Here is a 22,375-nt window from a genome sequence, read left to right on the forward strand (position 1 = left end):
TTAGCCACCAGTTAGTCACCAATTAGTGAGAAAATAGTGCCAGTTTTAACATCTCAATGATTTTTTTTCCAGTAACGAAAAAGCCAGAAGAAATCAAAATAGTATATGGATATACAGTTTATGAAATAAAAATAATTTTAAATATTAAAATAATATTTTGCTCTAATGGATAAAATAAACAAAGAGATTGATTTAAAAGCAAATTGAAATTTGGGCTTATCTTAATGATAAAAAGCGCTGAAAATATTTAACAATAAGAAAAATATTATTCGATTAAATATTTATGAAAGAGTGATGTATTTACAATATCTTACAACCGCGATATGAAAAATAATCAGCGATAATAGTGATACTAAAAAAGCATATTATTATGTCTGTTTTGTGATTAACTTAATACTTTACAATGAGTTAATTATGTTTCTGCTATTGCAGGTGAAGAGAAAAGATGGTATTGCGTACTTTACGCTTTGATTGCAAGGTGTTAAATTGATCACGTTTCCGACAATAAGTATGTAAAAATAATTTTAAATAATCTTGTAATACCATGCGTTATCGGAAACAGGGGACTACTTTAGGCACTGGAACTGATATCAGGCGAAACTCTTGTATCTCTATATTGAAACGCTAAAGCAGCGACTGGATGCAATTAACCAACTTAGATTAGAGCGCGCTACGAGCTTAATGAGTGACGCTTTCAAGCAAGTTTATAATTTAATTCCAGTATTATTACATTATCATCATCCAATGATGCCAGGTTATATCAAAAGCGACGTTCCTCATGGCGTTTGCTTTTTTATGCCTGATGAAGCACAGCAGTTTTGGATTAATGATCTGGATAGCCAGCTTACTGGTGCCCTGTCAGATGTATTGTTACATACGTCTAATGGTGAATTGCCAATTACGGGAATTTATTCCATGGGCAGTACTTCTTCTATCGGGCAGAGTTGTTCTTCTGATTTAGATATTTGGGTTTGCCATCAATCTTGGTTGGATAGTGACGAGAAAGCGTTACTGGAACAAAAATGTACCTTGATAGAACAGTGGGCGGCTTCACTGGATACTGAGGTTACTTTTTTTCTGATTGATGAAAACCGTTTTCGGCATAATAGCTGTGGTCGTTTGAACGGTGAAGATTGCGGTTCTACCCAACATATCCTTCTGCTTGATGAATTTTATCGTACAGCGGTTTGTCTGGCTGGCAAACGCTTATTATGGGCAATGGTTCCAGTAGAAGAGGAGGCTCATTATGATGAGTACGTTCTTTCTCTCTATGCCCAAGGCGTGCTGACACCAAATGAATGGTTAGATCTGGGCGGCTTGAGCGAATTGTCCGCAGAGGAATATTTTGGGGCGAGTCTCTGGCAGCTTTACAAGAGTGTGGACTCTCCTTATAAAGCTGTATTGAAAAGCCTGCTGTTGGAAGCTTATTCATGGGAGTATCCCAATGGAAAACTTCTGGCGATGGAAATGAAGCAATATTTTCATGATGGTGCGATTGTTTCGTTTGGTCTCGATGCCTATAGCATGATGTTAGAACGTGTAACCCGCTATCTGACTGCCACGAACGACCTTGCGCGCCTTGATTTGGCGCGTCGTTGTTTTTATCTGAAGGTATGCGAGAAACTATTGGCAGGCCAGAATGATAAAGGCTGTACAGGATGGCGTCGTCAGGTTATGTCCCAGTTAGTGTGCGAATGGGGTTGGGATGACGAGAAACTGGCTATGCTGGATAAGCGTCATGCATGGAAAATTGAGCAGGTACGTGATGCCCATAATGAATTGCTTGATACCATGATGCAGAGTTATCGCAACTTAATCCGCTTTGCCCGCCGTAATAATTTAAGTGTGAGTGCCAGCCCGCAAGATATTGGCGTATTGACCCGTAAATTGTATGTGGCTTTTGAAGCATTACCCGGTAAAGTGACTTTGGTCAATCCTCAGATATCACCGGATCTGTCGGAAAAGGATTTGACTTTCATCTATGTCCCCCCGGGGCGAGTAAACCGCAGTGGTTGGTATCTTTACAACCATGCCCCCACGATTGAATCGATCATTGGTTATCAACCATTGGAATACAATCGCTATCTGAATAAATTAGTTTCCTGGACCTATTTTAATGGCCTGCTGGCTAAAGAAACTCGGCTCCATATTCATCACGGGGAATCTCAGTGTGACAGGCAAAAATTATGTGATTTGGTGGATGACATTGCTGCTCATTTCTCAATCCGTCTACCTGCCCCCACACCAAAAGCACTATATAGTCCTTGTGAAATCCGCCATTTGGCGATCATTGTCAATTTAGAACAAGATCCAACGGCTGCATTTTCTGATCAAATCGTTCGTTTTGACTTAAGGAACCTGAATGTTTTCAGTTTTGGCGAGTTGCAACAATGTCTGGTAGGTAGTATTGATTTGCTTTACCGCAATTCATGGAATGAAGTGAGAACCTTGCATTTCAGTGGTGAACAATCGGTATTGGAAGCATTAAAAACCATATTGGGAAAAATGCATCAAGATGCAGCGCCGCCATCTGATGTTGAAGTGTTCTGTTATAGCAAACATTTGCGTGGGTTGATCTGCACTCGTATCCAGCAATTAGTTTCGGAGTGTATAGAGTTACGCCTGTCCAGCAACCGACAAGATCCAAACCGTTTCAAGGCGTTACGCATTTCAGGGCAAACATGGGGATTATTCTTCGAACGGTTAAACGTTTCGGTGCAAAAATTGGAAAATGCAGTGGAATTCTATGGTGCGATTTCCAACACCAAATTGCATGGTCTGCCAGTCAAAATTGATACCAAAGAAAAACACTTACCGTCTGTCATCGACGGTTTTGCCTGTGAAGGAATTATCCAGTTCTTTTTCGAAGATATTGACAGCAAACAAGGGTTCAATATTTATATTCTTGATGAATCAAATCGGGTGGAAATTTATTCCCATTGCGAAGGCAGTAAAGAAGAGTTGGTGCGAGATATCAGCCGATTTTATTCATCATCACATGATCGGTTCACTTATGGCTCTAGTTTTGTCAATTTCAACTTGCCGCAGTTCTATCAAATCGTTAAGAAAGGTGAGCGTACCCATGTCACTCCATTTATAGAGGGAGTGTATCCAGTGGATGGCATAGAAGCGAATGATACAAGGATTCATATTGACGGGCACCTTGATAAAACCTGTGGGGCACATGCACACGATCCTTATCGTTCGCTGTATCACTATTGATATTATCAATTACCTAAGTGCCTGTTTTATCAGGCGCTTTTATTTAGAGATCTTTCGTTGACTAATTGTTTTTATTTGGTTTTGACGAAATTGGGTTTGAATGAAATATATACCAATCCAACTTCAAAATGCGTGTTATATTTCCCCGCTACGCGGGGAAATATAAGGCCTCACGTCGTCTTGCGGATTGCAACTTGAAGTTTATCGAGTATAGTCACGAAAATGGGAACGGCTCACCGCTTTGTTCAGTAATGGCTTGTGCCAGCAGGGAGATAAAATCATTACCACTGCGGTCACAAATCCACTGGCTATCCCGATAATCGAAATGGTAACCGCCATTTTTGGTTGCCAGCCATATCTGATGGAAAGGCTCCTGGCGGTTAATGATGATTTTGCTGCCGTTTTCAAAACTCAGCGTCATCACACTGCCGTTTATTTCATAGTCGATATCCGTATCACCCTCGTAATTATCCAGTTGCTCTTCAATATGAAGTATCAATTGATCAGCCAATTGATGAAATTCGCTATCGTTCATGTTTATTTCCTATTTGCTTTTCAGGGCCTAGCTGCGATTATAGAGAGTATTGGCGCATGAATCACAGGCATTAATATGATGAAAAAACAACTTCGTTGGTCACTGGCTATCATAACATTACTTTCTCTGGCTGGTTGTGGCTTGAAAGGGCCTCTCTATTTTCCTCCTGCAAAAACATCTGCAACACAGGTATCTATGCATAAAATGGATAAGGTGCAGCCAGAAAAGTTGTTAAAAAACAGCTTATTTAAAGACAATATATCGATGAATGCTTAATGATAGTGATTCGGTGATGTGATTTCTCTTGGAGTCGTATATGCAGTTCTCCAAAATGCATGGTCTTGGTAATGACTTTATGGTTGTTGATGCAGTGACCCAAAATATTTATTTTTCTCCGGAGTTAATTTGCCGTCTGGCTAACCGGAATACTGGGGTGGGTTTTGATCAACTTTTGATTGTGGAAGCGCCCTATGATCCTGACTTAGACTTTCACTACCGCATTTTTAATGCTGACGGCAGTGAAGTTTCCCAGTGTGGTAATGGGGCACGTTGTTTTGCCCGTTTTGTCCGTCTCAAGGGGTTGACCAATAAACGAGATATCAAAGTCAGCACGCGAGCGGGCCAAATGATATTGAGCATCACCAATGATGACCAGGTCTGTGTCAACATGGGAGAGCCGGATTTTGAGCCGCAGCGTATTCCCTTTCGCGCCAATAAGGCGGAGAAAACCTATATTATTCGTACTAACGAACGTACGATACTTTGTGGCGCTGTATCGATGGGAAATCCTCATTGTGTCATACAGGTTGAGGATGTGGACACTGCCGAAGTGGAAATATTGGGACCCGTATTGGAAAGCCATGAACGTTTTCCTGAACGCGCCAATATTGGTTTCATGCAGATAATAAATCGGGACCATATTCGGTTGCGTGTCTTTGAGCGCGGTGCGGGTGAGACACGGGCATGTGGCAGCGGTGCATGTGCCGCAGTAGCCGTCGGTATCCAGCAGGATCTGTTGGATAATCAGGTTCGGGTTGATCTTCCGGGTGGGGTACTGCAAATTCGCTGGGATGGGCAGGGCAAACCACTTTTTATGACGGGACCTGCAACCCATGTCTATGATGGTACGATTCATTTGTGATTGATTCTGTGTTCGCTGAGTCTCTCTTGAAATATGGGGCATTGGAAAATGAGTAAAAAAGACGATCCATTGCACATTGGAAACAGGTTGGATGATCAGACAGTCGTGGATTATTTATTGAATAATCCAGATTTTTTTATCCGTAATGCCAATATGGTCGATAAGATAAGAGTTCCTCATCCAGTGCGGGAATGTGTTTCTTTAATGGAATGGCATATGAACCGCCAGAGGAAACGTATCTGTTATCTGGAAGACGATCTTAACCATTTGATAGAGCAGGCGAAACAGAATGAAGTGCTGTTCAGTAGCCTATTGCAATTACTGACAGATCTCTCTGGCGCCAAGAGTTTACAGGACTTTCTTTCCTGCTTAAGTTCATGGTCAAAAACATTGGGATTAAGTAACAGTTATATTCGGTTGTTCGGTGATCAATGGCATATTGGTGCACCACTGAATGTGCCGGAGCTGGCGATTTCCCGTCAGGCTTTTGAAGCCGTTCGCATTAAACGATTTGGTGAAAAAAATCATTATCTTGGCCGATTGCATGGCCCAGAGATTTTATTGTTGATGCCACAGGCACGTCATGTTGGCTCCGTGGCGATTTCCCTTTTGGGATCACGAGGGGAGTTGGGCATGGTCATTTTCAATAGTCATAATAAACAGCACTATCACGAAGGCATGGGAACTGACATTCTCGCCCATTTGGCGAAGCTGTTGCCGGATTTGTTGTCCCGTTGGATTGAACGCGCATGACTCAGCCGATTGATTTACTGTTAGCGCCCGTGGAAGACTTCTTGCACTATTTGCGGGTTGAGCGACGTTTAAGCCCCGTCACGATCACGAACTATCGACGCCATTTGGCCGTTTTGGCAGAAATGTCACGGGAGATGGAGATACGTGAGTGGCAGGAATTAGATTCGGTTAAGGTCAAAATGTTTGCCTCCCGCAGCCGGCGGGCAGGATTGCAGTCTGCCAGCCTTGCTTTACGCTTTTCTTCTCTGCGTAGTTTTCTTGACTGGATGGTAATGCAAAATAAGCTGGCAGCTAATCCGGCTAAAACAGTCAGTACCCCACGTAAAAAACGCCACTTACCTAAAAATATGGATGTGGATGAAGTTAACCAACTGCTCAATATTAATCTGAACGATCCGCTGTCAGTGCGTGACAGAACCATGCTGGAAGTGATGTACGGAGCGGGATTGCGTTTGTCTGAACTGGTGGGCTTGGATTGCCGCCATTTGGATTTGGAAACTGGGGACGTTTGGGTACATGGCAAGGGCAGCAAAGAGCGTAAAGTGCCGTTCGGCCGTATGGCGCAGGAATGGCTCCGGCGTTGGCTGGAAATGCGGGAATTACTTGAACCGGAAGATAATGCGCTGTTCATTTCCACCAAAAGCGGCAAACGTCTCTCTGCCCGTAATGTACAGAAACGATTTGAACAGTGGGGGATTCGGCAAGGTGTTAGCAGCCATGTTAACCCTCATAAATTGCGTCACTCTTTTGCCACACATATTCTGGAGTCCAGCGGCGATCTGCGAGCAGTACAGGAATTACTGGGTCACGCGAATTTGTCGACCACCCAGATCTATACTCATCTGGATTTTCAGCACCTGACCAAAGTCTATGATGTGGCCCACCCCAGAGCCAAACGAGGAAAATCATAATGCGTTTTTATCGGCCTGTCGCGCCGTTTGCTGCGATGACATTCGATCTGGATGATACGCTTTACGATAACCATCCGGTCATCGATAAAACCGAAAAAGAAGTGTTGTGTTTTATCAGGCAGTACGATGCCAAATTCGGTCACTTTGGGTATGAAGATCTGCATTTATACCGCCAGGCGGTTCTTGAACGGGAACCGGAGATTTATCATGATGTGACTTCATGGCGGCGACAATCCGCAGAACTCATGTTTGCCCACCAGGGTTTCAATCATGAAGAGGCGATACGCGGTACGAATGAAATCATGTCCTGTTTTACGTACTGGCGTAACCAAATCACGGTTCCTGAATCGGCTCATAAGACGTTGTCCGTACTGGCGGAAAAAATGCCGTTAGTGGCAATTACCAATGGGAACGCTGAACCGGCTGCATGCGGGCTTGCCCGTTATTTTGAATTTGTATTGAAAGCGGGCATAGATGGGCGCGCCAAACCTTACCCTGATATGTACCAGCTCGCGGCAGAGCGGCTCAATCTGCCTATAAATCAGATCCTGCATGTGGGGGATAATCTGACTACAGATGTAGAAGGCGCACTTTGCAGTGGTATGCAAGCTTGCTGGATTAACATCGAAAATAAAAATTTGATGCAGGAACCTGAAGGACGTTTGGTTCCACATATTGAGATTTCTGATTTGGCTTCTTTGATAGCACTGATATAATTTCAGATTGAAATCTGTATAAAAATACTCACAACTGACGGTAATTATGGACGTTTCTTATCTGCTCGAAAGCCTCAATGATAAACAACGTGAAGCGGTCGCCGCATCCCGTAGTAACATGCTGGTGCTGGCTGGGGCTGGCAGTGGTAAAACGCGCGTGCTGGTACATCGGATCGCTTGGTTACTGTCAGTTGAAAATGCCTCGCCATTTTCCATTATGGCAGTCACGTTTACCAATAAAGCGGCTGCTGAGATGCGGCACCGAATCGAAAACCTGATTGGCACCAGCCAGGGCGGAATGTGGATCGGTACATTCCATGGACTTGCTCACCGCTTGCTGCGCGCTCATCACCTTGATGCAAATCTGCCGCAGGATTTTCAGATCCTTGACAGCGAAGATCAACACCGCCTCATCAAACGTATCATCAAAGCGATGAATCTGGATGAAAAACAGTGGTCTTCCCGTCAGGGGATGTGGTACATCAATGGCAAAAAAGATGAAGGATTGCGTCCGCAACACATTGAAAGCTATGGCAATCCGGTAGAGGCGACCTGGCTGAAAATCTACCAGGCTTATCAGGAAGCGTGTGACCGCGCAGGGCTGGTGGATTTTGCAGAATTGTTGCTACGCGCCCATGAACTTTGGCTGAATAAGCCACAAATCCTGCAACATTATCGTGAACGCTTCACGAATATTCTGGTGGATGAATTTCAGGATACCAACAGCATTCAATACGCCTGGATTCGTCTTCTGGCTGGTGATAGCGGTAAGGTCATGATTGTCGGAGACGATGACCAGTCCATTTATGGCTGGCGTGGTGCGCAGGTAGAAAATATCCAGCGTTTCCTCAAGGATTTTCAGGGAGCGGAAACGCTCCGTCTGGAACAGAATTACCGTTCGACCAGTAATATCCTGAAAGCGGCCAATGTCCTGATTGCTCATAACAGTGATCGTTTGGGCAAGAATTTGTGGACAGAAGGCAGCGAGGGAGAGCCAATTTCGCTTTATTGCGCCTTCAATGAATTGGATGAGTCCCGTTATGTTGTCGGCCGTATCAAGCATTGGCTGGATAATGGCGGTGCACTGAAAGAGTGTGCGATCCTGTATCGCAGTAATGCCCAATCCCGCGTACTGGAAGAAGCCTTGTTGCAGGCTTCCATGCCTTACCGCATTTATGGTGGTCAGCGTTTCTTCGAACGTCAGGAAATCAAAGATGCCTTGTCTTATTTGCGTCTGGTATCAAACCGTCACGATGATGCTGCTTTTGAACGTGTGGTGAATACACCGACGCGTGGCATTGGTGACAGAACGCTTGATGTTGTGCGCCAGGTGGCGCGGGATCAGCAAAAAACCTTGTGGGAAAGTAGTCAGGGATTGATACAGGAAAAAGTGCTGGCTGGCCGTGCGGCATCTGCGCTGCAACGCTTCATCGAATTGATTGATGCACTGGAAACTGAAACGCAGGAGATGTCGTTGCATGTGCAGACCGATCGCATTATCCGTGATTCTGGCCTATGGGCGATGTATCAACAGGAGAAAGGCGAAAAGGCGCAAGCGCGTATCGAAAACCTTGAAGAATTGGTCACGGCAACCCGCCAATTCAGCTATCAGGATGAAGATGAAAACCTGCTGCCATTGCAAGCCTTCCTTTCCCATGCCGCACTTGAATCGGGGGAAGGTCAGGCAGATGCCTATCAGGATGCAGTGCAACTGATGACCTTGCACTCAGCGAAGGGTTTGGAATTCCCGCAAGTTTTTATTGTGGGTATGGAAGAGGGCATGTTTCCGAGTCAGATGTCCATCGAAGAAGGCGGTCGGCTGGAAGAAGAGCGTCGTCTGGCCTATGTAGGCGTTACCCGGGCGATGGCAAAACTGACGCTGACTTATGCGGAAAGCCGTCGTTTATATGGCAAGGAAGTGCATCATCGCCCATCTCGTTTTATTGGAGAATTACCGACAGAATGCGTGGCAGAAGTTCGCTTGCGGGCAACGGTATCCCGTCCGGTCAGCCACAGACGACTGGGTACGCCTGTCAGTGCCAATGACAGTGGTTATGCACTTGGACAGCGTGTACGCCATCCCAAATTTGGTGAAGGGACGATTATCAATATAGAAGGCAGTGGGGAGCATTGCCGCTTGCAAATCGCGTTTCAGGGCGAAGGCATTAAGTGGTTGGTGGCCGCTTATGCCCGACTCGAAACAGGCCAATAATCCGGTTGAATGTTGACAGACTTTTTCTTCTAAGCGTAACATTCGCGCCTTACGATAAGCGTAGGGAGTATAAGGAGACTTATGGTACATGCTGAACGCATTTAAATTAGAGAATAATCGCCTGCTCCGTCTTGAACTTGAAGAAGGTGATAAGTTATCTGATTCCATGTGGGTAGATTTAGTGGGGCTGGGGGATGATGATCGCCTCCGCGTCCAGAATGAGCTGGGACAAGCCCTGGCGACCCGCACCGAGTTGGATGACATCGAGGCATCAGCCCGTTTTTTTGAAGATGAAGATGGTATGCACGTCCATTCATTCTTCTACTTTGAAGATGCCGAAGACCATGCTGGCAACTCGACAGTCGCATTTACCATCCGTGACGGTCGTCTCTACACATTGCGAGAGCGTGAACTCCCTGCATTTCGATTATACCGAATGCGTGCCCGTAACCAGACGATGGTTGATGGAAATGCCTATGAACTGTTGATGGACTTGTTCGAAACCAAAATCGAACAATTGGCTGATGTCATTGAAAACATCTATAGTGCGCTTGAATCTCTGAGTCGGGTCATTATGAAAGGCAAACAGGGCGATGAGTTTGATTCTGCTTTGTCTAATCTTGCTGAACAGGAAGATATTGGCTGGAAAGTCCGTTTGTGTCTGATGGATAGCCAGCGTGCGCTGAACTTCCTTGTGCGCCGTGCCCGCTTGCCAGCCAATCAGTTGGAACAGGCTCGTGAAATACTGCGGGATATTGAATCCTTGCTGCCGCACAACGAATCCCTGTTCCAGAAAGTGAACTTCTTGATGCAGGCGGCGATGGGCTTTATCAACATCGAACAAAGCCGAATTATCAAGATTTTCTCGGTGGTTTCGGTGGTATTCCTGCCACCAACATTAGTCGCGTCCAGCTACGGTATGAACTTCGAATTTATGCCGGAGCTGCATTGGACATTCGGCTATCCTGCGGCGATTGGATTGATGATAGCAGCGGGCCTGGCCCCTTATCTCTACTTCAAACGCAAAAATTGGCTGTAATCATCTCACCAGCTATCTGTCTCCAGTTACATGGTTATCTATGTTTCTGGAGGAGGGATGTCGTGATACTGCAATTTGAAATCGATTTAATTTATGAAGAAACTGACCCGAATTTTCGCTAATACCTTGGGTCAGTTTAGACATTTTATCGATACGGGTGCTTGTTGGAGGAAGTTGGCTACTGCCGTAAACGACGTTGCGTATAGAGCGCATCCAGTATAAACAAAATCAGGGCAGCCCAGATAAAGCCAAACGTCATCAAACGATCGGGACCAATTTCCTCGCCATAAACTAGCGTTGCCAACAAGAACATCAATGTCGGGCCAAGATACTGGAAGAAGCCCAGCGTAGATAAACGCAGATGCGTAGCGGCTGCGGTGAAGAGCAGCAGTGGCACCGTCGTAATAATACCGGCAGCAATCAACATAAGGTTCAAAGAGTACGTATTATCCAACATATTACTTGTTGGACTATGGGTGAAAAACAGCAGGTAAATTAGGGCGACAGGGAATACCCAGGTTGTCTCAATCAACATCCCCGTCTGTGCATCAATCCCCAATTTTTTGCGGATCAGCCCATAGACAGCAAACGTCGTCGCTAAGTACAAACCAATCACCGGTACAGAACCGAACTGCCATAGCTGGATCAATACACCGGTAAAGGCCAATCCTACGGCAATCCACTGCATACGGCGAAAACGTTCACCAAGAAATATCATACCAAACAGCACATTAACCAGTGGGCTAATAAAATACCCCAGACTCGCTTCCAGCAAGTGCCCATTATTGACTGCCCAGATATAGGTAAGCCAGTTACTGGTAATAGTGAAGGCAGTGATGCCTAGTAATAGCAGTATCTTTGGCTGGCGAACAACAGCCCAAGTCCGGCGCCAGTGACGAGTCACTGTCAGCAACAGTACCATAAAAAAAACTGACCATATAACACGGTGTGATACGATTTCATCGGGGGGCACATATTGTATGGCTTTGAAGTAAATGGGCGCAAATCCCCAGATAAGACAAGCCCCCAAGGCATACAAGATACCTTTGGCAGTCTGTTGGTTACTCATAATATCCTTGAATATTTAGAAAATGTTCAGAAAATCAGAAGAGCTGGTTAAGGTGATAGCTCATAGACCTATACAATTTGTCATTGGGATGAATGATTTACAAGTAGTTAATCGCATGAATAATAAATTAAATTTCCCACTTAGCCAAATAGCACTTTATGCTAAATTATTAATTCCTTCATTTATTTTAAGTTTGTATTCTGGGCATGAGTGGGGTAATCGTTTTAGGCATTAGGGTTTGAAAACATCAGCCGACCAAATAAGTTCCCGTGGCACTAGCGATATGCACTTGTTTTTCATTATGCAATTCAATTCTGGCGACAGAAACTTTATTGCCTGCGCGGATAAGATTGCAACTGGCAGTAAATACTTCACCACGTCCTGGGCGCAGATAATCCACGCGTAAATCAATAGTGCCCAATGTGGTTAGACGTTTTTGGATCTCGGCGATGGTCATTGTTTCAATGGATGTTAATGCATTGCCAGCACAAACCAGCCCGCCAGCAACATCTAATATGGAAGCGATAGCCCCACCGTGTAGAATTTTATGGATCATATTACCTACCAATTTTTCTTGGTAACAAAATTGCAGTTCTGCGTAGTCTTGCTCGAAGCGGAGCAGTTCGAGACCCAACAGGCGGTTGAATGGCATACGATAAACAAAGATTTCACCGATAAATTTACGGGCTTCTTCTGGCGTTAAGAGGGTGTCTACTGGCTGAATATTTTCCATGGTGATTTTCCTGATAATCTGATAATAAAAAGTAAAATCAACGGGTGCTAAATGAGTTTATATAGTTAATGTCTTGTTAAGTCTATGCTTTCATTATCGACTTTGCCAGTCTGTGAAGCGCTTCGAGAAACAATTCATGGGGGAAAAAACGGACTACAAAAAATAACCATATAGCGTGTAGAATAAGCGGTAATTTTTTATATACAGGCGATTGGATCGCGACTGTATTTTTATAGCCTGTTTTCAGGCTTTTTCAGGGATTAGTATCTAACGATCGAGGAAAGGCGTGTCTACCGCAGAACTTATCAGCACGGCCTCGCTGGCTGAACAAGCATTACGAAAAACATTCGGATACCAGCAATTTCGTCCGGGGCAGCAGCAAGTGATTGACGCCGTTCTTGACGGACGCGACTGTCTGGTGGTTATGCCAACGGGAGGCGGTAAGTCACTGTGCTACCAGATCCCCGCATTGGTTAAAAATGGGCTGACTCTGGTTGTGTCTCCACTCATTTCATTGATGAAAGACCAGGTTGATCAGCTGCGTGCGAATGGCGTTGAAGCGGAATGCCTGAACTCAACTCAAAATCGTGAACAGCAATTTGATATCATTCAACGTTGTCGTAAGGGAAGTATTAAACTGCTCTATATCGCGCCTGAACGGCTGGTAACGGATAACTTTCTTGACCAGCTCCGCGACTGGCCGCCTGTTTTATTGGCTGTCGATGAAGCTCATTGTATTTCTCAATGGGGGCATGATTTTCGCCCAGAATATCGAGCATTAGGGCAACTCCGTCGTCGTTTCCCCGAGCTTCCAGTGATTGCACTAACCGCTACAGCAGATAAAGCGACCCGTCAGGATATCGTACGTTTATTGGAGTTGCATGAGCCGATTATCCATATCAGCAGCTTTGATCGTCCCAATATTCGCTATACTTTAGTTGAAAAATACAAACCGCTTGATCAGCTTTGGTCATTTGTCCGAGGCCAGCAGGGAAAAAGTGGCATTATCTATTGCAATAGCCGTAATAAAGTGGAAGAAACCGCAGTGCGTCTGCAAAAGCGGGGGTTAAGTGTTGCGCCTTACCATGCGGGGCTGGAAAACAGTCAACGGGCATGGGTACAAGATGCCTTCCAGCGAGATGATTTGCAGATCGTGGTAGCAACGGTTGCATTTGGTATGGGAATTAACAAACCTAATGTGCGCTTTGTTGTGCACTTTGATATTCCCCGTAATATCGAATCTTATTATCAGGAAACAGGCCGGGCTGGGCGAGATGGCTTACCGGCGGAAGCCGTGCTGTTTTACGATCCTGCGGATATGGTATGGCTGCGTCGCTGTTTAGAGGAAAAACCTACTGGTGAACAACAGGATATTGAGCGGCATAAACTCAATGCTATGGGCGCGTTTGCACAGGCGCAGACCTGCCGTCGCTTGGTATTGTTGAATTATTTCGGGGAAAGCCGCCAAACAGCTTGTGGCAACTGTGATATTTGCCTTGATCCTCCCAAACGTTACGACGGTCTGGTAGAAGCACAGAAAGCGCTGTCCTGCATCTATCGCGTTGGACAACGTTTTGGGATTGGCTATATTGTAGAAGTGCTACGTGGTGCGAATAATCAACGCATTAGAGATGTTGGGCACGACAAGCTGCCTGTTTATGGCATGGGTAAAGAGCAGAGTCAGGAACATTGGATGAGCGTTTTGCGTCAGCTTATTCACCTGGGGCTTATCAGCCAAAACATTGCCAACTATTCTGCGCTGCAATTGACAGAGGCTGCACGGCCTGTATTACGTGGCGAAGTGTCTCTGCAACTTGCCGTACCACGTATCCAAAATTTGAAAAGCCGCAATCAGCAAAACAAATCATACAGTGGCAATTATGATCGCAAATTATTTGCTAAGTTACGCAAATTGCGTAAATCCATTGCTGATGAAAACAATATTCCACCTTTTGTTGTTTTCAATGATGTCACGTTAATTGAGATGGCAGAGCAGTGCCCAATAACGCCGGATGAACTTTTGCTGATTAATGGCGTTGGTCAGCGGAAATTGGAGCGTTTTGGTGATGCATTTATGACCTTAATCCGAGAGCATTTTGAAGAATTCGAGTAACTGAAAGATTTGAATAACTAAAGGACAGTGAACTGAGGATAACGCATGGTATCTGAGATATTGAAAGCCAGCTGGTTAAACCGTGAACCTCAGTTCTCAGCCTTTACGAATGGACTATTACTGGATTTTTGGCAAACAAGGGAAGAACGGCAATTTGTAGGAGTTGATGATATTTCCATCCATTATGTCTCCTTTTGTTCCTTCCATCATGACAAAACACTCGTCATTTTGCCTGGCCGTAGTGAAAGTTACGTGAAATATACTGAAGTTGCCTATGATTTTTATCATATGGGTTACGATGTTTTCATTATTGATCATCGTGGGCAAGGCCGTTCAGGGAGAATGTTAGACGATCGACAAAAAGGCCATGTTGAAGAATTCGATCATTATGTGGATGACTTAGTTAAATTTATTGAGCTTGAAGTAGCGCCTCGTCAGTCTCATCGCTATTATGCTCTGGCCCATTCAATGGGGGGCGCAATTTTGAGCCGTTTTCTGGTGCGTTACCAGGAACCGATTTTTCGTGCTGTGGCGTTATGTGCGCCGATGTTTGGTATTAACTTACCCATGCCGCGCTGGTTGGCGAATTTTCTGGTTAATCAGGCGGAACCCAGTATCAAAAGACGTAACGCCTATGCCCTGTCAACGGGGCAATGGCAGCCATTACCCTATTTTATCAATCTATTAACGCACAGTTATGCGCGTTATCAGCGTTATTTGCGTTACTATGCTGATTATCCTGAATTGCGCCTTGGGGGGCCGACTTACCATTGGATGCGTGAAAGTATGCTGATGGGCGATAATCTGATTGAAAATGCGGGCAAAATTCAAACTCCACTCATCGTATTACAAGCAAGTGAAGATAAGATAGTCAGTCATCGGGAGTTATTGGCTTTTTGTGCATCGCACCAAAATCCCCTGATTATCCAGGGGGCTCATCACGAAATCCTGTTCGAAAAAGATGTATTGCGAGCGCAGGGCCTCAATGCAATTTGTGATTTTTTTGACCAGAACTGATTTAGTTTAGGAACTATAACCATGTATCATATTGTTGCTTCAGATTTAGATGGCACTTTGTTATCTCCCGACCATAAATTAACCCCGTATACCAAGGAAACGTTGAACTTATTGACGGAACAAGGGATTCATTTTGTTTTTGCAACAGGGCGGCATCATATTGATGTGGGACAGATCCGTGATGGATTAGGCATTGATGCTTATATGATCACTTCCAACGGTGCAAGGGTTCACAATCCCCAGGATGAATTGGTATTTAGCCATAACTTAGATCCGGATATTGCCCATGATTTGTGTTTATTGGAGTTTGATAATCCCGATATCCTGACTAATTATTTCAATAACGATGATTGGCTAATAAATAGAGAATCACCTGAACAGAAAGCGTTTTTTCAGGAGTCCGTTTTCCATTACCAACTTTTTCAGCGCGATAATTTTTCCACGGATGGCGTATGCAAGGTTTATTACACCAGTGAAGATCATGATTATTTGGTGGATTTGGAAGAGAGGATTAAAGCGCGTTGGGGGGAAAGGGTTAATGTCAGTTTTTCACTGAGGAATTGTTTGGAAGTGATGGCTGGTGGTGTTTCTAAAGGTCATGCATTGGAGCAAGTTTGCCAATTGATCGGGTATCAATTAAATGACTGCATTGCTTTTGGCGATGGTATGAACGATCGAGAAATGTTAAGTGTGGCCGGTAAAGGCTGTATCATGCAGGGAGCGCATCAGCGCTTAAAAGATATTTTGCCTGATATGGAAGTCATTGGTTCCAACGCAGAGGATGCCGTTTCTTGTTATTTGCGGAAAATGTATCAGGTGTGAAGCTAATAATTTAAATCATGGCTTAAAAAACAGCATCCGGCGTGATGCTGTTTTTTTATCGTGTTAGGTATTTTTCCTATAACATGTCCAATTTCTTGAATCGCAGTGTGTCAGCCGATCGATAAAATGGAATGGAACAGCTCAAGAGTGGGAGTTTGAATTCGAATTATAAAATGTCACTTATTCCCTTAGTGGCATTTTTTGTTAATTATCAAATTAAATAATCAACATAATAAATTATATGAATTTAAATCGATTTTTCTTTTATGCTTTTTTTAACTTAAATAAAGTGCGTATTATAAAAAAATAACCATTTCCTTTGCTTAAAGTAAGCGTTTTTAATATAGTCTCTTGGGGTATTAATATAAGTAGTATTATTTATGAGTAAATTGCGTCTCGCCTACTACAACTTATCTCCAGAGTTACTGAAAGGTTTTCGTGCTGTAAAAGAAGGTCTGGAAAATAGTCCGTTAGGTTTGCAATTGGTTGAATTGATCTATTTGCGCGTATCTCAAATTAATGGTTGTTCTTTCTGTTTAAACAAACACTCTCAAGTTTTGCGTGAAAATCAAGAGGCAGAACGTCGGTTAGCTGAATTAGCCGGTTGGCGAGTGAGTAGTCAATTTACGCCTCGTGAAAAAGCGGCGTTGGAATGGGCCGAAGCGCTTACTCACATTGTAACGACACACGCAGATGATTATGCTTATTTACCTTTGAAAAATCACTTCACGGATCAGGAAATTTCTGACTTGACTTTTGCGATTGCGCTTATGAATGGGATGAATCGATTGGCAATCGGTATGCGTCATTAATGTTATTTAATTTCATCGTAGTTGCTTTGAGCTAATTAAAAGGAAATATTTTCTTCTGGAAGTTGGGATTACGGTCCCTCCTTTTAAAAGAAAATCTTATCCAAATCAAAAATCATAGATGTTAGGTATAATGGACTGATATCCCTGGCTTTATTTAATTCTCTTACTGTATTTCGGACACGCCTCCAATAAGACCACCTAGACGGTCACATTTAACATGAAATGGCGATTACATAAAATCTTAAACAACGTCACGTTTATTTCCAAATGCAGTCTTTTTTTTCTGCGTCATAAGCCTCCACATTCTCCTCAAAATCCACTTGTTTCCCTTTTTTACTTATATATGTGAAACCATAAACTCTTGCTCCCTGTGAAATAATAGTATAGGCTCCATTGACTTTTCCTTGAATCATTTCATGCCATATTGTTGTACTCATATATGGCCTACCCTCACTTAATATTTCAGACTCATTTTTAACGAGAAGGATCGGTATATAAATAGGAGACTTCTCATACTTAACATAACTAAGTCTAGCATTATCTTTCTCTGAGTGAATATTAACCATCTTTACATTTATTGTTTTTTTACTATCAGAAGTAAAGCACCGAAATTCACTAAACCATTCAGAAGAAAACGCATTAAAAGATAATAGGGTTAAAATAGAAAAAATAATTTTTTTATTCATTTTAATTTCCTCTTCTTTCCCTGCCTCTTCCTTCTACTCCTCTCAAGGCAGTAATTCTCCTGTTTATATAATTTGAGACATCCTTTTTTTATTCCATACATTTTCTGTTTCAATTCATCTCTTCTAAAAGGATTCGCAGTGATTAATTCTTGTGCTCTTTCATAACCTCTCGCTGAGTTAACATATTAAGTGCAACAGGTGAGATATTAAAAAGGTGGAAGTCAACTGTGATAAATTTCACAGCTCTCACACCAGAAATAGTAGCCTGATATGCATAAACAAATCAGACAGTATCGACAGTTGATTCCAAGTCAAAGATATCAGCTTCAAGCCCTACATAACAAGGGATTTACACAATATCAAATAGCTGCTCATCCCAGTACCGTTTCACGTGAACTGAAACGCAATACCCCCGGTGAACAATATTGTGCTGAGTCCGAAGAGACATTGAAAGATAAACGAAAAAAGACCGTTTTTAAGTTTAGAAAACACGATGCCCGACACGAGCACATTCTGTCTGAGGGCTTATTAATGGGCGGGTTACTGGAGAATATCGGCTACAGAATGCAGCTGGAATGTCCGGAGATAGCACTCAGCCATACCACGATTTATCGACGTATTCGTGAAAATCGTGAGGCAGGCGGCCTCTTTTATCAGCGTTTACCTCGCTTTGGTAAGACACATTGGAAAGGGGGAAAGCGGAAAGCGAGCCAGTGTCTAATCCCGAATCGGGTGGATATCAGCCAACGCCCAGTTATCGTTGAGAAACGTGCCCGTATTGGGAATTTTGAAGGCGATATCCTCTCTGATCAGGGTACTTATCTGGTGACATTGGTTGATCGCAAAAACCGTTTATTACTCATGGCAAAAACGCAGGTTAAAACGGCAGAAGTAGTTTCCAACACAATAAATACCTTACTTAATCGTATTTCACGTGTTCACACGATCACGCTGGATAATGGCGGCGAGTTCGCTCAGCATGAAAAGGTCAGCCAATCGACGAAAGCCCAAATTTATTTTGCCCGCCCTTATACCAGTTATCAGCGGGAAACGAATGAAAATACAAAGGGTTTAGTTCGTCGCCAATGGCCTAAGGGAACCGCTTTTAGCCCACTGACGGGGTAAGGTATCAGCGATATGGAATTGAGGCTGAATATGACACCAAGAAAGATTTTAAATGGGCTGACGCCAATGGAAGCCTATACTGGGTCGCATGTTGCACTTATTGCGTTAATCCAGCTATAGGTCACTACCCGCTTTCCGGACGGATAAGAGTGACAAGCAGTTAATCCAAATATCATGCTTGAGCAAAGTAACAATGCTAATATTTTCTTAGTTATTTTCGCTCCAATTGTGTTCATAAAACGTTCACGTTCTCGCCCTCGCTCTGGATTGATCTCAAGTTCCAACATCAGAAATCATGCCAACTTCTGATGTTGAGGTGATTTCCAAATAACCGTGTTACCACTCACCGTAGGGGTATTTTTTCCCTTTGATAAAGTTTTTAATACGTTCTGAATATTCACCATAACCATCAGGATGATTTGTTTTATCCCGGCAAATAGTCATGTTATCACCGGAAACGGATTCACCCGTAGCCACTAAAATATTATCGCCATTGTTTTTATCAATACCCCGCAACCAAGCACGTGCAGTTCCCGCAGGAGCCAGACCAATAAAAATTCGCTCTCGATAGTCTGGTGGTTGTTTCTCATAGCCGGGATAGAAAGCAGGTTCGCGCATCAGTTGTCTTACATCTGGCGAAAATTTAAATAATGTCTGATAAGACTTTTTATCAATCACTGAATCCCAGCAGACTAATAATGCCTGAGGTAAAGCTTCACCATGATTTTTAATTCCGCTAGCCCCCCCTCCTAACTTCTTACTCCATGAATTCACACTTCTAAAATCTGAATTTGCTCCATCAGGCATAAATTTTTGCACAATATAATTATCTTCATCCAAAAATTGAACAAAACTAATACTGGCGTAAAAATATTCTGGGGTAATAAATTGGAATCTCCATTTATCATAAGGCAGCGGTTCACTGTTGCGTACAATGGGTTTATAGGTCACTACCCGCTTTCCTGACGGATATGACTGACAGGCCGCTAACCCGAATATCATGCCCAAACTAAGTAATAAAGCTAATGTTTTTTTGTTTCTCATTATGAAATATCCTTGCCATTATTATCAAAAATAGTTCTACGCCAATCACTATTAGGACGATTAGCATAGGCAATTTCCGCCGGAAAAATATCCCCTTGAATGTTATTATCTTTTGTTTTCGTATTGTTCCAATTTGCTGAAAAGTGAGTGTATTTAGACCCTATCAGGGTCAGTTCTTCCTGAGTAAAAGGTTCTGGTTTCTGTCCCTGCCTGATAGCCAGCCCCTGAGCAATAGCTTTTTTTGTTATAGCCTGAAGCTCGGCTGGAATTTGATAATTTTTATCTTTATCGTCTGGCTGATTAAAAACCAGTCCTGCTTCTTCAGCGGCATCTTGCATGACCAACATACCCACTTTAGACCAATCATTCTGGATGGTACGAGTAAGTACTGCTGCTGCTATCACCTTGGTTGAACCCGATCGCTTAGCATATTCTGAACTTTCATCGCGCCATGTGATGAGCTTAACTTTTTCATCTGTGACTAATGAGCCAATGGTCTGGGATTTTTTTAACTGCTCCAACTCTTTTTGCGTATTTTTATAAACATGAAGGTTATTATCTGAAGGTACTCCAAACCCTGATACTTCCATCATCTTCGGTCGAGTAATACATAAATTTTCATCACCTACAGGATCATATCCGCCGCCAACATCAGCATGTGCACCGGGTAGTTCCAGTTCAGGCCAGTGAGGTTTTACACTGTTTAAGGAGAAATTATAGCGGCACTCATTCTGCGCTGTAATATGGAAAACACTTTTTGCAATATCAGGAGATAAGAATATATTAGCGGGTCCCGTCACAGAAGAATTATGAGGATTGAGCAGATTGTTCATTTCAGCAATTGCTGTAACAGTATCATAGATACCGAGAAAGCGGGTTTTACCGGTAGGATAACGTGAGTTCTCCAGATAACGATGCTCAGCAAAACACTCATTAAGTGCCTTTAACAAATCTTTATCTTGTTTCAAAACACGGTTAGCAAAATGGCGGGATGATGCAGCTCCCCGACTGAAACCAATAATGTCGAACTGAAGTGATCTGATATTATCCTTTGTTCCTTTCAAAAACTCCGTAAGTTCACTTTTTATTTTCTCTATACCAATATCCGTTTTAGTGACAACACCGGTATCTCCTCTGCCTGTCCCATAGCCAATAACACTATCGGATTCACCTGACTTAGTGCCAACACCGTCAATGTATACTTTAATCTGATGATTTCCTTCACTAATTTCATTATTACTATATATGTTATATAAGAAAACCACATTGGTGTAATAATTGTCGTAACTTAGTCGCCAGACATCACCAGGCGCTCCATATTTATTAAATGAACACACAAATTTATTAAACTGTTCTGGGGTTGGATCACTTTTTTCTTTAGCGCATAAACGTTCATCAGTATTATCTACATTGTTCCCCGTTCCATCAAAAAAGACGCCAATAGTCAAGTTAATACCACTTTCAATCACCTGTATTTCCAGCACATGCCTTCGTTTAAGTTGAGATGTACTGAAGCCTTTTAATGTCGAATTTTTAAAGTGTTCGGATGATTTCAATTCGTCTTCCTGCCAGCCTTTAATCTTAGGGTATGCATTACTGAGCATACCCAATGTCATATATTGGTATTCATGTCCGTCCAATATAGCCGTTGGCTTAACAAGAGAATTAGCCTCTCCCATTTGCTGGCGGGGTGTTCGTTTAACTATTTTATCGGCAAGAGGCTGTGCTGTAACAGATAATGTCACAGGCATGGGGGGAAGATCGGCTTCACGTAATAAGCCATTTCCATCTGAAGTGCCCGTTCGCACAATGCTTTTGTTCCCCCGACTTGTCAGCTTATAAGGTATACCTGTTAATGGCTCACCCTGTTCATCCACAAGCTGAAATTCAATCCAGTGTTTCAGTATATCTTGGCAGTTAATGCAATCCGACTGTTCTAACTGACTCATTTTTTCTTCCTTAATGATAGATAATAGCGGGCGAGCCTTAAATTTCTTTTTTAAGCACAACCTGTTGGTTATTGGTAATAAAGCGTTCAACGTTGAGTTTGTTCAGATTCTGCTTTTCATCTCTTGCCTGTTTCAGCCACGCTACAAGGCTGTGCTGTAATTGCCCTTCCGGTTCATCCAGTTTCAGCGCCAATTCGGGGTTTTCTTCCCAAAGCTGGCAACTTAACGCGTAAGCCAGATTCTTGAGGGCCGTATCGGTTGAGTAACGGGCTTCAATCAGATGATCACCCAGCACAAACAAACTCGTGTTCAGTTCCTGAGGGCAATTTTCTGGCCGGTAATAACAAATCGGATCGGGCGTATCGATCATCAGTTCATTAACCGGTGTTAACAGTTCACGCCAGTCCCCCGATTTCAGGGCAGGCAGCAATGGTGTAAAGATCCGGTTATCCATTAACCGCAACACCACCACCTGA

Annotated in this window: 19 protein-coding genes and 1 pseudogene; 13 read left to right on the forward strand and 7 right to left on the reverse strand. The window is 43.3% G+C overall.

Annotation, left to right across the window (positions count from 1 at the left end; genetic code table 11):
- Window positions 1–603: 603 nt before the first annotated feature.
- A complete protein-coding gene (locus ABLA76_RS06460) occupies window positions 604–3,222 on the forward strand; it encodes a class I adenylate cyclase (protein ID WP_348987304.1) in 2,619 nt (872 codons plus the stop codon).
- Window positions 3,223–3,436: 214 nt separating this feature from the next.
- Here ABLA76_RS06460 and cyaY read toward each other — a convergent pair whose 3' ends face one another.
- Complete coding sequence (cyaY, locus tag ABLA76_RS06465; protein WP_348987305.1) at window positions 3,437–3,757, reverse strand: iron donor protein CyaY; 321 nt, start codon at window positions 3,755–3,757, stop codon at window positions 3,437–3,439.
- A 78-nt stretch (window positions 3,758–3,835) separates the two neighbouring features.
- On the opposite strand from cyaY, the gene ABLA76_RS06470 reads away from it, so the two are divergent.
- The 7 genes from ABLA76_RS06470 to corA all read left to right on the forward strand — a co-directional run bounded on the left by ABLA76_RS06470 (window position 3,836) and on the right by corA (window position 10,529).
- Window positions 3,836–4,033, forward strand: coding sequence for a lipoprotein (locus ABLA76_RS06470; RefSeq protein WP_348987322.1), 198 nt, complete (start codon window positions 3,836–3,838; stop codon window positions 4,031–4,033).
- 40 nt (window positions 4,034–4,073) lie between these two features.
- The gene (gene dapF / locus ABLA76_RS06475; RefSeq protein ID WP_348987306.1) at window positions 4,074–4,898 is read left to right on the forward strand and encodes a diaminopimelate epimerase; all 825 of its coding nucleotides are present in this window, start codon (window positions 4,074–4,076) and stop codon (window positions 4,896–4,898) included.
- Window positions 4,899–4,946: 48 nt separating this feature from the next.
- Window positions 4,947–5,651, forward strand: coding sequence for a DUF484 domain-containing protein (locus ABLA76_RS06480; RefSeq protein WP_348987307.1), 705 nt, complete (start codon window positions 4,947–4,949; stop codon window positions 5,649–5,651).
- Window positions 5,648–6,562 carry a tyrosine recombinase XerC gene (xerC, locus tag ABLA76_RS06485; protein WP_285808813.1) on the forward strand — a complete coding sequence of 305 codons (915 nt, stop codon included), beginning with the start codon at window positions 5,648–5,650 and terminating at the stop codon, window positions 6,560–6,562. Before ABLA76_RS06480 ends, xerC begins: the two co-directional genes overlap by 4 nt.
- Entirely contained in the window at window positions 6,562–7,278 is a 717-nt protein-coding gene (gene yigB / locus ABLA76_RS06490; RefSeq protein ID WP_348987308.1) for a 5-amino-6-(5-phospho-D-ribitylamino)uracil phosphatase YigB, read from the forward strand. Before xerC ends, yigB begins: the two co-directional genes overlap by 1 nt.
- Window positions 7,279–7,324: 46 nt before the next feature.
- The gene (gene uvrD / locus ABLA76_RS06495) at window positions 7,325–9,490 is read left to right on the forward strand and encodes a DNA helicase II (RefSeq protein WP_348987309.1); all 2,166 of its coding nucleotides are present in this window, start codon (window positions 7,325–7,327) and stop codon (window positions 9,488–9,490) included.
- A gap of 88 nt (window positions 9,491–9,578) precedes the next feature.
- A complete protein-coding gene (corA, locus tag ABLA76_RS06500) occupies window positions 9,579–10,529 on the forward strand; it encodes a magnesium/cobalt transporter CorA (RefSeq protein ID WP_047766301.1) in 951 nt (316 codons plus the stop codon).
- Window positions 10,530–10,707: 178 nt separating this feature from the next.
- Here the strand turns inward: corA and rarD are convergent, their stop codons facing one another.
- Together rarD and ABLA76_RS06510 are read right to left on the reverse strand one after the other, a co-directional pair.
- Window positions 10,708–11,598 (reverse strand): EamA family transporter RarD, encoded by an 891-nt coding sequence (gene rarD, locus ABLA76_RS06505; protein WP_348987310.1) that lies wholly within the window; start codon window positions 11,596–11,598, stop codon window positions 10,708–10,710.
- 247 nt (window positions 11,599–11,845) lie between these two features.
- On the reverse strand, window positions 11,846–12,331 hold the full coding sequence (locus tag ABLA76_RS06510) for a thioesterase family protein (RefSeq protein WP_348987311.1): 486 nt from the start codon (window positions 12,329–12,331) through the stop codon (window positions 11,846–11,848).
- Between the two features lie 286 nt (window positions 12,332–12,617).
- On the opposite strand from ABLA76_RS06510, the gene recQ reads away from it, so the two are divergent.
- The 4 genes from recQ to ABLA76_RS06530 all read left to right on the forward strand — a co-directional run bounded on the left by recQ (window position 12,618) and on the right by ABLA76_RS06530 (window position 17,095).
- The gene (gene recQ, locus ABLA76_RS06515; RefSeq protein WP_348987312.1) at window positions 12,618–14,444 is read left to right on the forward strand and encodes an ATP-dependent DNA helicase RecQ; all 1,827 of its coding nucleotides are present in this window, start codon (window positions 12,618–12,620) and stop codon (window positions 14,442–14,444) included.
- A 45-nt stretch (window positions 14,445–14,489) separates the two neighbouring features.
- The gene (gene pldB, locus ABLA76_RS06520) at window positions 14,490–15,461 is read left to right on the forward strand and encodes a lysophospholipase L2 (RefSeq protein WP_348987313.1); all 972 of its coding nucleotides are present in this window, start codon (window positions 14,490–14,492) and stop codon (window positions 15,459–15,461) included.
- Window positions 15,462–15,482: 21 nt separating this feature from the next.
- A complete protein-coding gene (gene yigL, locus ABLA76_RS06525) occupies window positions 15,483–16,283 on the forward strand; it encodes a sugar/pyridoxal phosphate phosphatase YigL (protein WP_348987314.1) in 801 nt (266 codons plus the stop codon).
- Between the two features lie 380 nt (window positions 16,284–16,663).
- Window positions 16,664–17,095 (forward strand): carboxymuconolactone decarboxylase family protein, encoded by a 432-nt coding sequence (locus ABLA76_RS06530; protein ID WP_348987315.1) that lies wholly within the window; start codon window positions 16,664–16,666, stop codon window positions 17,093–17,095.
- A 257-nt stretch (window positions 17,096–17,352) separates the two neighbouring features.
- On the opposite strand, the gene ABLA76_RS06535 is transcribed toward ABLA76_RS06530, so the two are convergent.
- Window positions 17,353–17,781, reverse strand: a complete 429-nt coding sequence (locus ABLA76_RS06535) for a hypothetical protein (protein WP_348987316.1) — start codon at window positions 17,779–17,781, stop codon at window positions 17,353–17,355.
- Window positions 17,782–18,051: 270 nt separating this feature from the next.
- Between ABLA76_RS06535 and ABLA76_RS06540 the strand changes: the two genes are divergently transcribed.
- Window positions 18,052–18,906, forward strand: coding sequence for an IS30 family transposase (locus ABLA76_RS06540; RefSeq protein WP_348987317.1), 855 nt, complete (start codon window positions 18,052–18,054; stop codon window positions 18,904–18,906).
- A gap of 336 nt (window positions 18,907–19,242) precedes the next feature.
- On the opposite strand, the gene ABLA76_RS06545 is transcribed toward ABLA76_RS06540, so the two are convergent.
- The 3 genes and pseudogenes from ABLA76_RS06545 to ABLA76_RS06555 form a co-directional block, all read right to left on the reverse strand.
- The gene (locus ABLA76_RS06545) at window positions 19,243–19,950 is read right to left on the reverse strand and encodes a DUF2931 family protein (RefSeq protein WP_348987318.1); all 708 of its coding nucleotides are present in this window, start codon (window positions 19,948–19,950) and stop codon (window positions 19,243–19,245) included.
- A complete protein-coding gene (locus tag ABLA76_RS06550) occupies window positions 19,950–21,899 on the reverse strand; it encodes a DUF2235 domain-containing protein (protein ID WP_348987319.1) in 1,950 nt (649 codons plus the stop codon). Before ABLA76_RS06550 ends, ABLA76_RS06545 begins: the two co-directional genes overlap by 1 nt.
- A gap of 37 nt (window positions 21,900–21,936) precedes the next feature.
- Window positions 21,937–22,375 (reverse strand): annotated as a pseudogene (locus tag ABLA76_RS06555) (DUF4123 domain-containing protein); the annotation flags it as partial.

Origin of the sequence: Xenorhabdus sp. SGI240, assembly GCF_040081915.1 — a bacterium.
In the GTDB taxonomy this organism is placed as follows: domain Bacteria; phylum Pseudomonadota; class Gammaproteobacteria; order Enterobacterales; family Enterobacteriaceae; genus Xenorhabdus; species Xenorhabdus bakwenae.

What these genes read in the sequence shown, in the direction of transcription:
- cyaY (WP_348987305.1), bottom strand. Translation starts at nt 3,757, where the DNA reads ATGAACGATAGCGAATTTCATCAATTGGCTGATCAATTGATACTTCAT.
- ABLA76_RS06470 (WP_348987322.1), top strand. Translation starts at nt 3,836, where the DNA reads ATGAAAAAACAACTTCGTTGGTCACTGGCTATCATAACATTACTTTCT.
- dapF (WP_348987306.1), top strand. Translation starts at nt 4,074, where the DNA reads ATGCAGTTCTCCAAAATGCATGGTCTTGGTAATGACTTTATGGTTGTT.
- ABLA76_RS06480 (WP_348987307.1), top strand. Translation starts at nt 4,947, where the DNA reads ATGAGTAAAAAAGACGATCCATTGCACATTGGAAACAGGTTGGATGAT.
- xerC (WP_285808813.1), top strand. Translation starts at nt 5,648, where the DNA reads ATGACTCAGCCGATTGATTTACTGTTAGCGCCCGTGGAAGACTTCTTG.
- yigB (WP_348987308.1), top strand. Translation starts at nt 6,562, where the DNA reads ATGCGTTTTTATCGGCCTGTCGCGCCGTTTGCTGCGATGACATTCGAT.
- uvrD (WP_348987309.1), top strand. Translation starts at nt 7,325, where the DNA reads ATGGACGTTTCTTATCTGCTCGAAAGCCTCAATGATAAACAACGTGAA.
- corA (WP_047766301.1), top strand. Translation starts at nt 9,579, where the DNA reads ATGCTGAACGCATTTAAATTAGAGAATAATCGCCTGCTCCGTCTTGAA.
- rarD (WP_348987310.1), bottom strand. Translation starts at nt 11,598, where the DNA reads ATGAGTAACCAACAGACTGCCAAAGGTATCTTGTATGCCTTGGGGGCT.
- ABLA76_RS06510 (WP_348987311.1), bottom strand. Translation starts at nt 12,331, where the DNA reads ATGGAAAATATTCAGCCAGTAGACACCCTCTTAACGCCAGAAGAAGCC.
- pldB (WP_348987313.1), top strand. Translation starts at nt 14,490, where the DNA reads ATGGTATCTGAGATATTGAAAGCCAGCTGGTTAAACCGTGAACCTCAG.
- yigL (WP_348987314.1), top strand. Translation starts at nt 15,483, where the DNA reads ATGTATCATATTGTTGCTTCAGATTTAGATGGCACTTTGTTATCTCCC.
- ABLA76_RS06530 (WP_348987315.1), top strand. Translation starts at nt 16,664, where the DNA reads ATGAGTAAATTGCGTCTCGCCTACTACAACTTATCTCCAGAGTTACTG.
- ABLA76_RS06535 (WP_348987316.1), bottom strand. Translation starts at nt 17,781, where the DNA reads ATGAATAAAAAAATTATTTTTTCTATTTTAACCCTATTATCTTTTAAT.
- ABLA76_RS06540 (WP_348987317.1), top strand. Translation starts at nt 18,052, where the DNA reads ATGCATAAACAAATCAGACAGTATCGACAGTTGATTCCAAGTCAAAGA.
- ABLA76_RS06545 (WP_348987318.1), bottom strand. Translation starts at nt 19,950, where the DNA reads ATGAGAAACAAAAAAACATTAGCTTTATTACTTAGTTTGGGCATGATA.
- ABLA76_RS06550 (WP_348987319.1), bottom strand. Translation starts at nt 21,899, where the DNA reads ATGAGTCAGTTAGAACAGTCGGATTGCATTAACTGCCAAGATATACTG.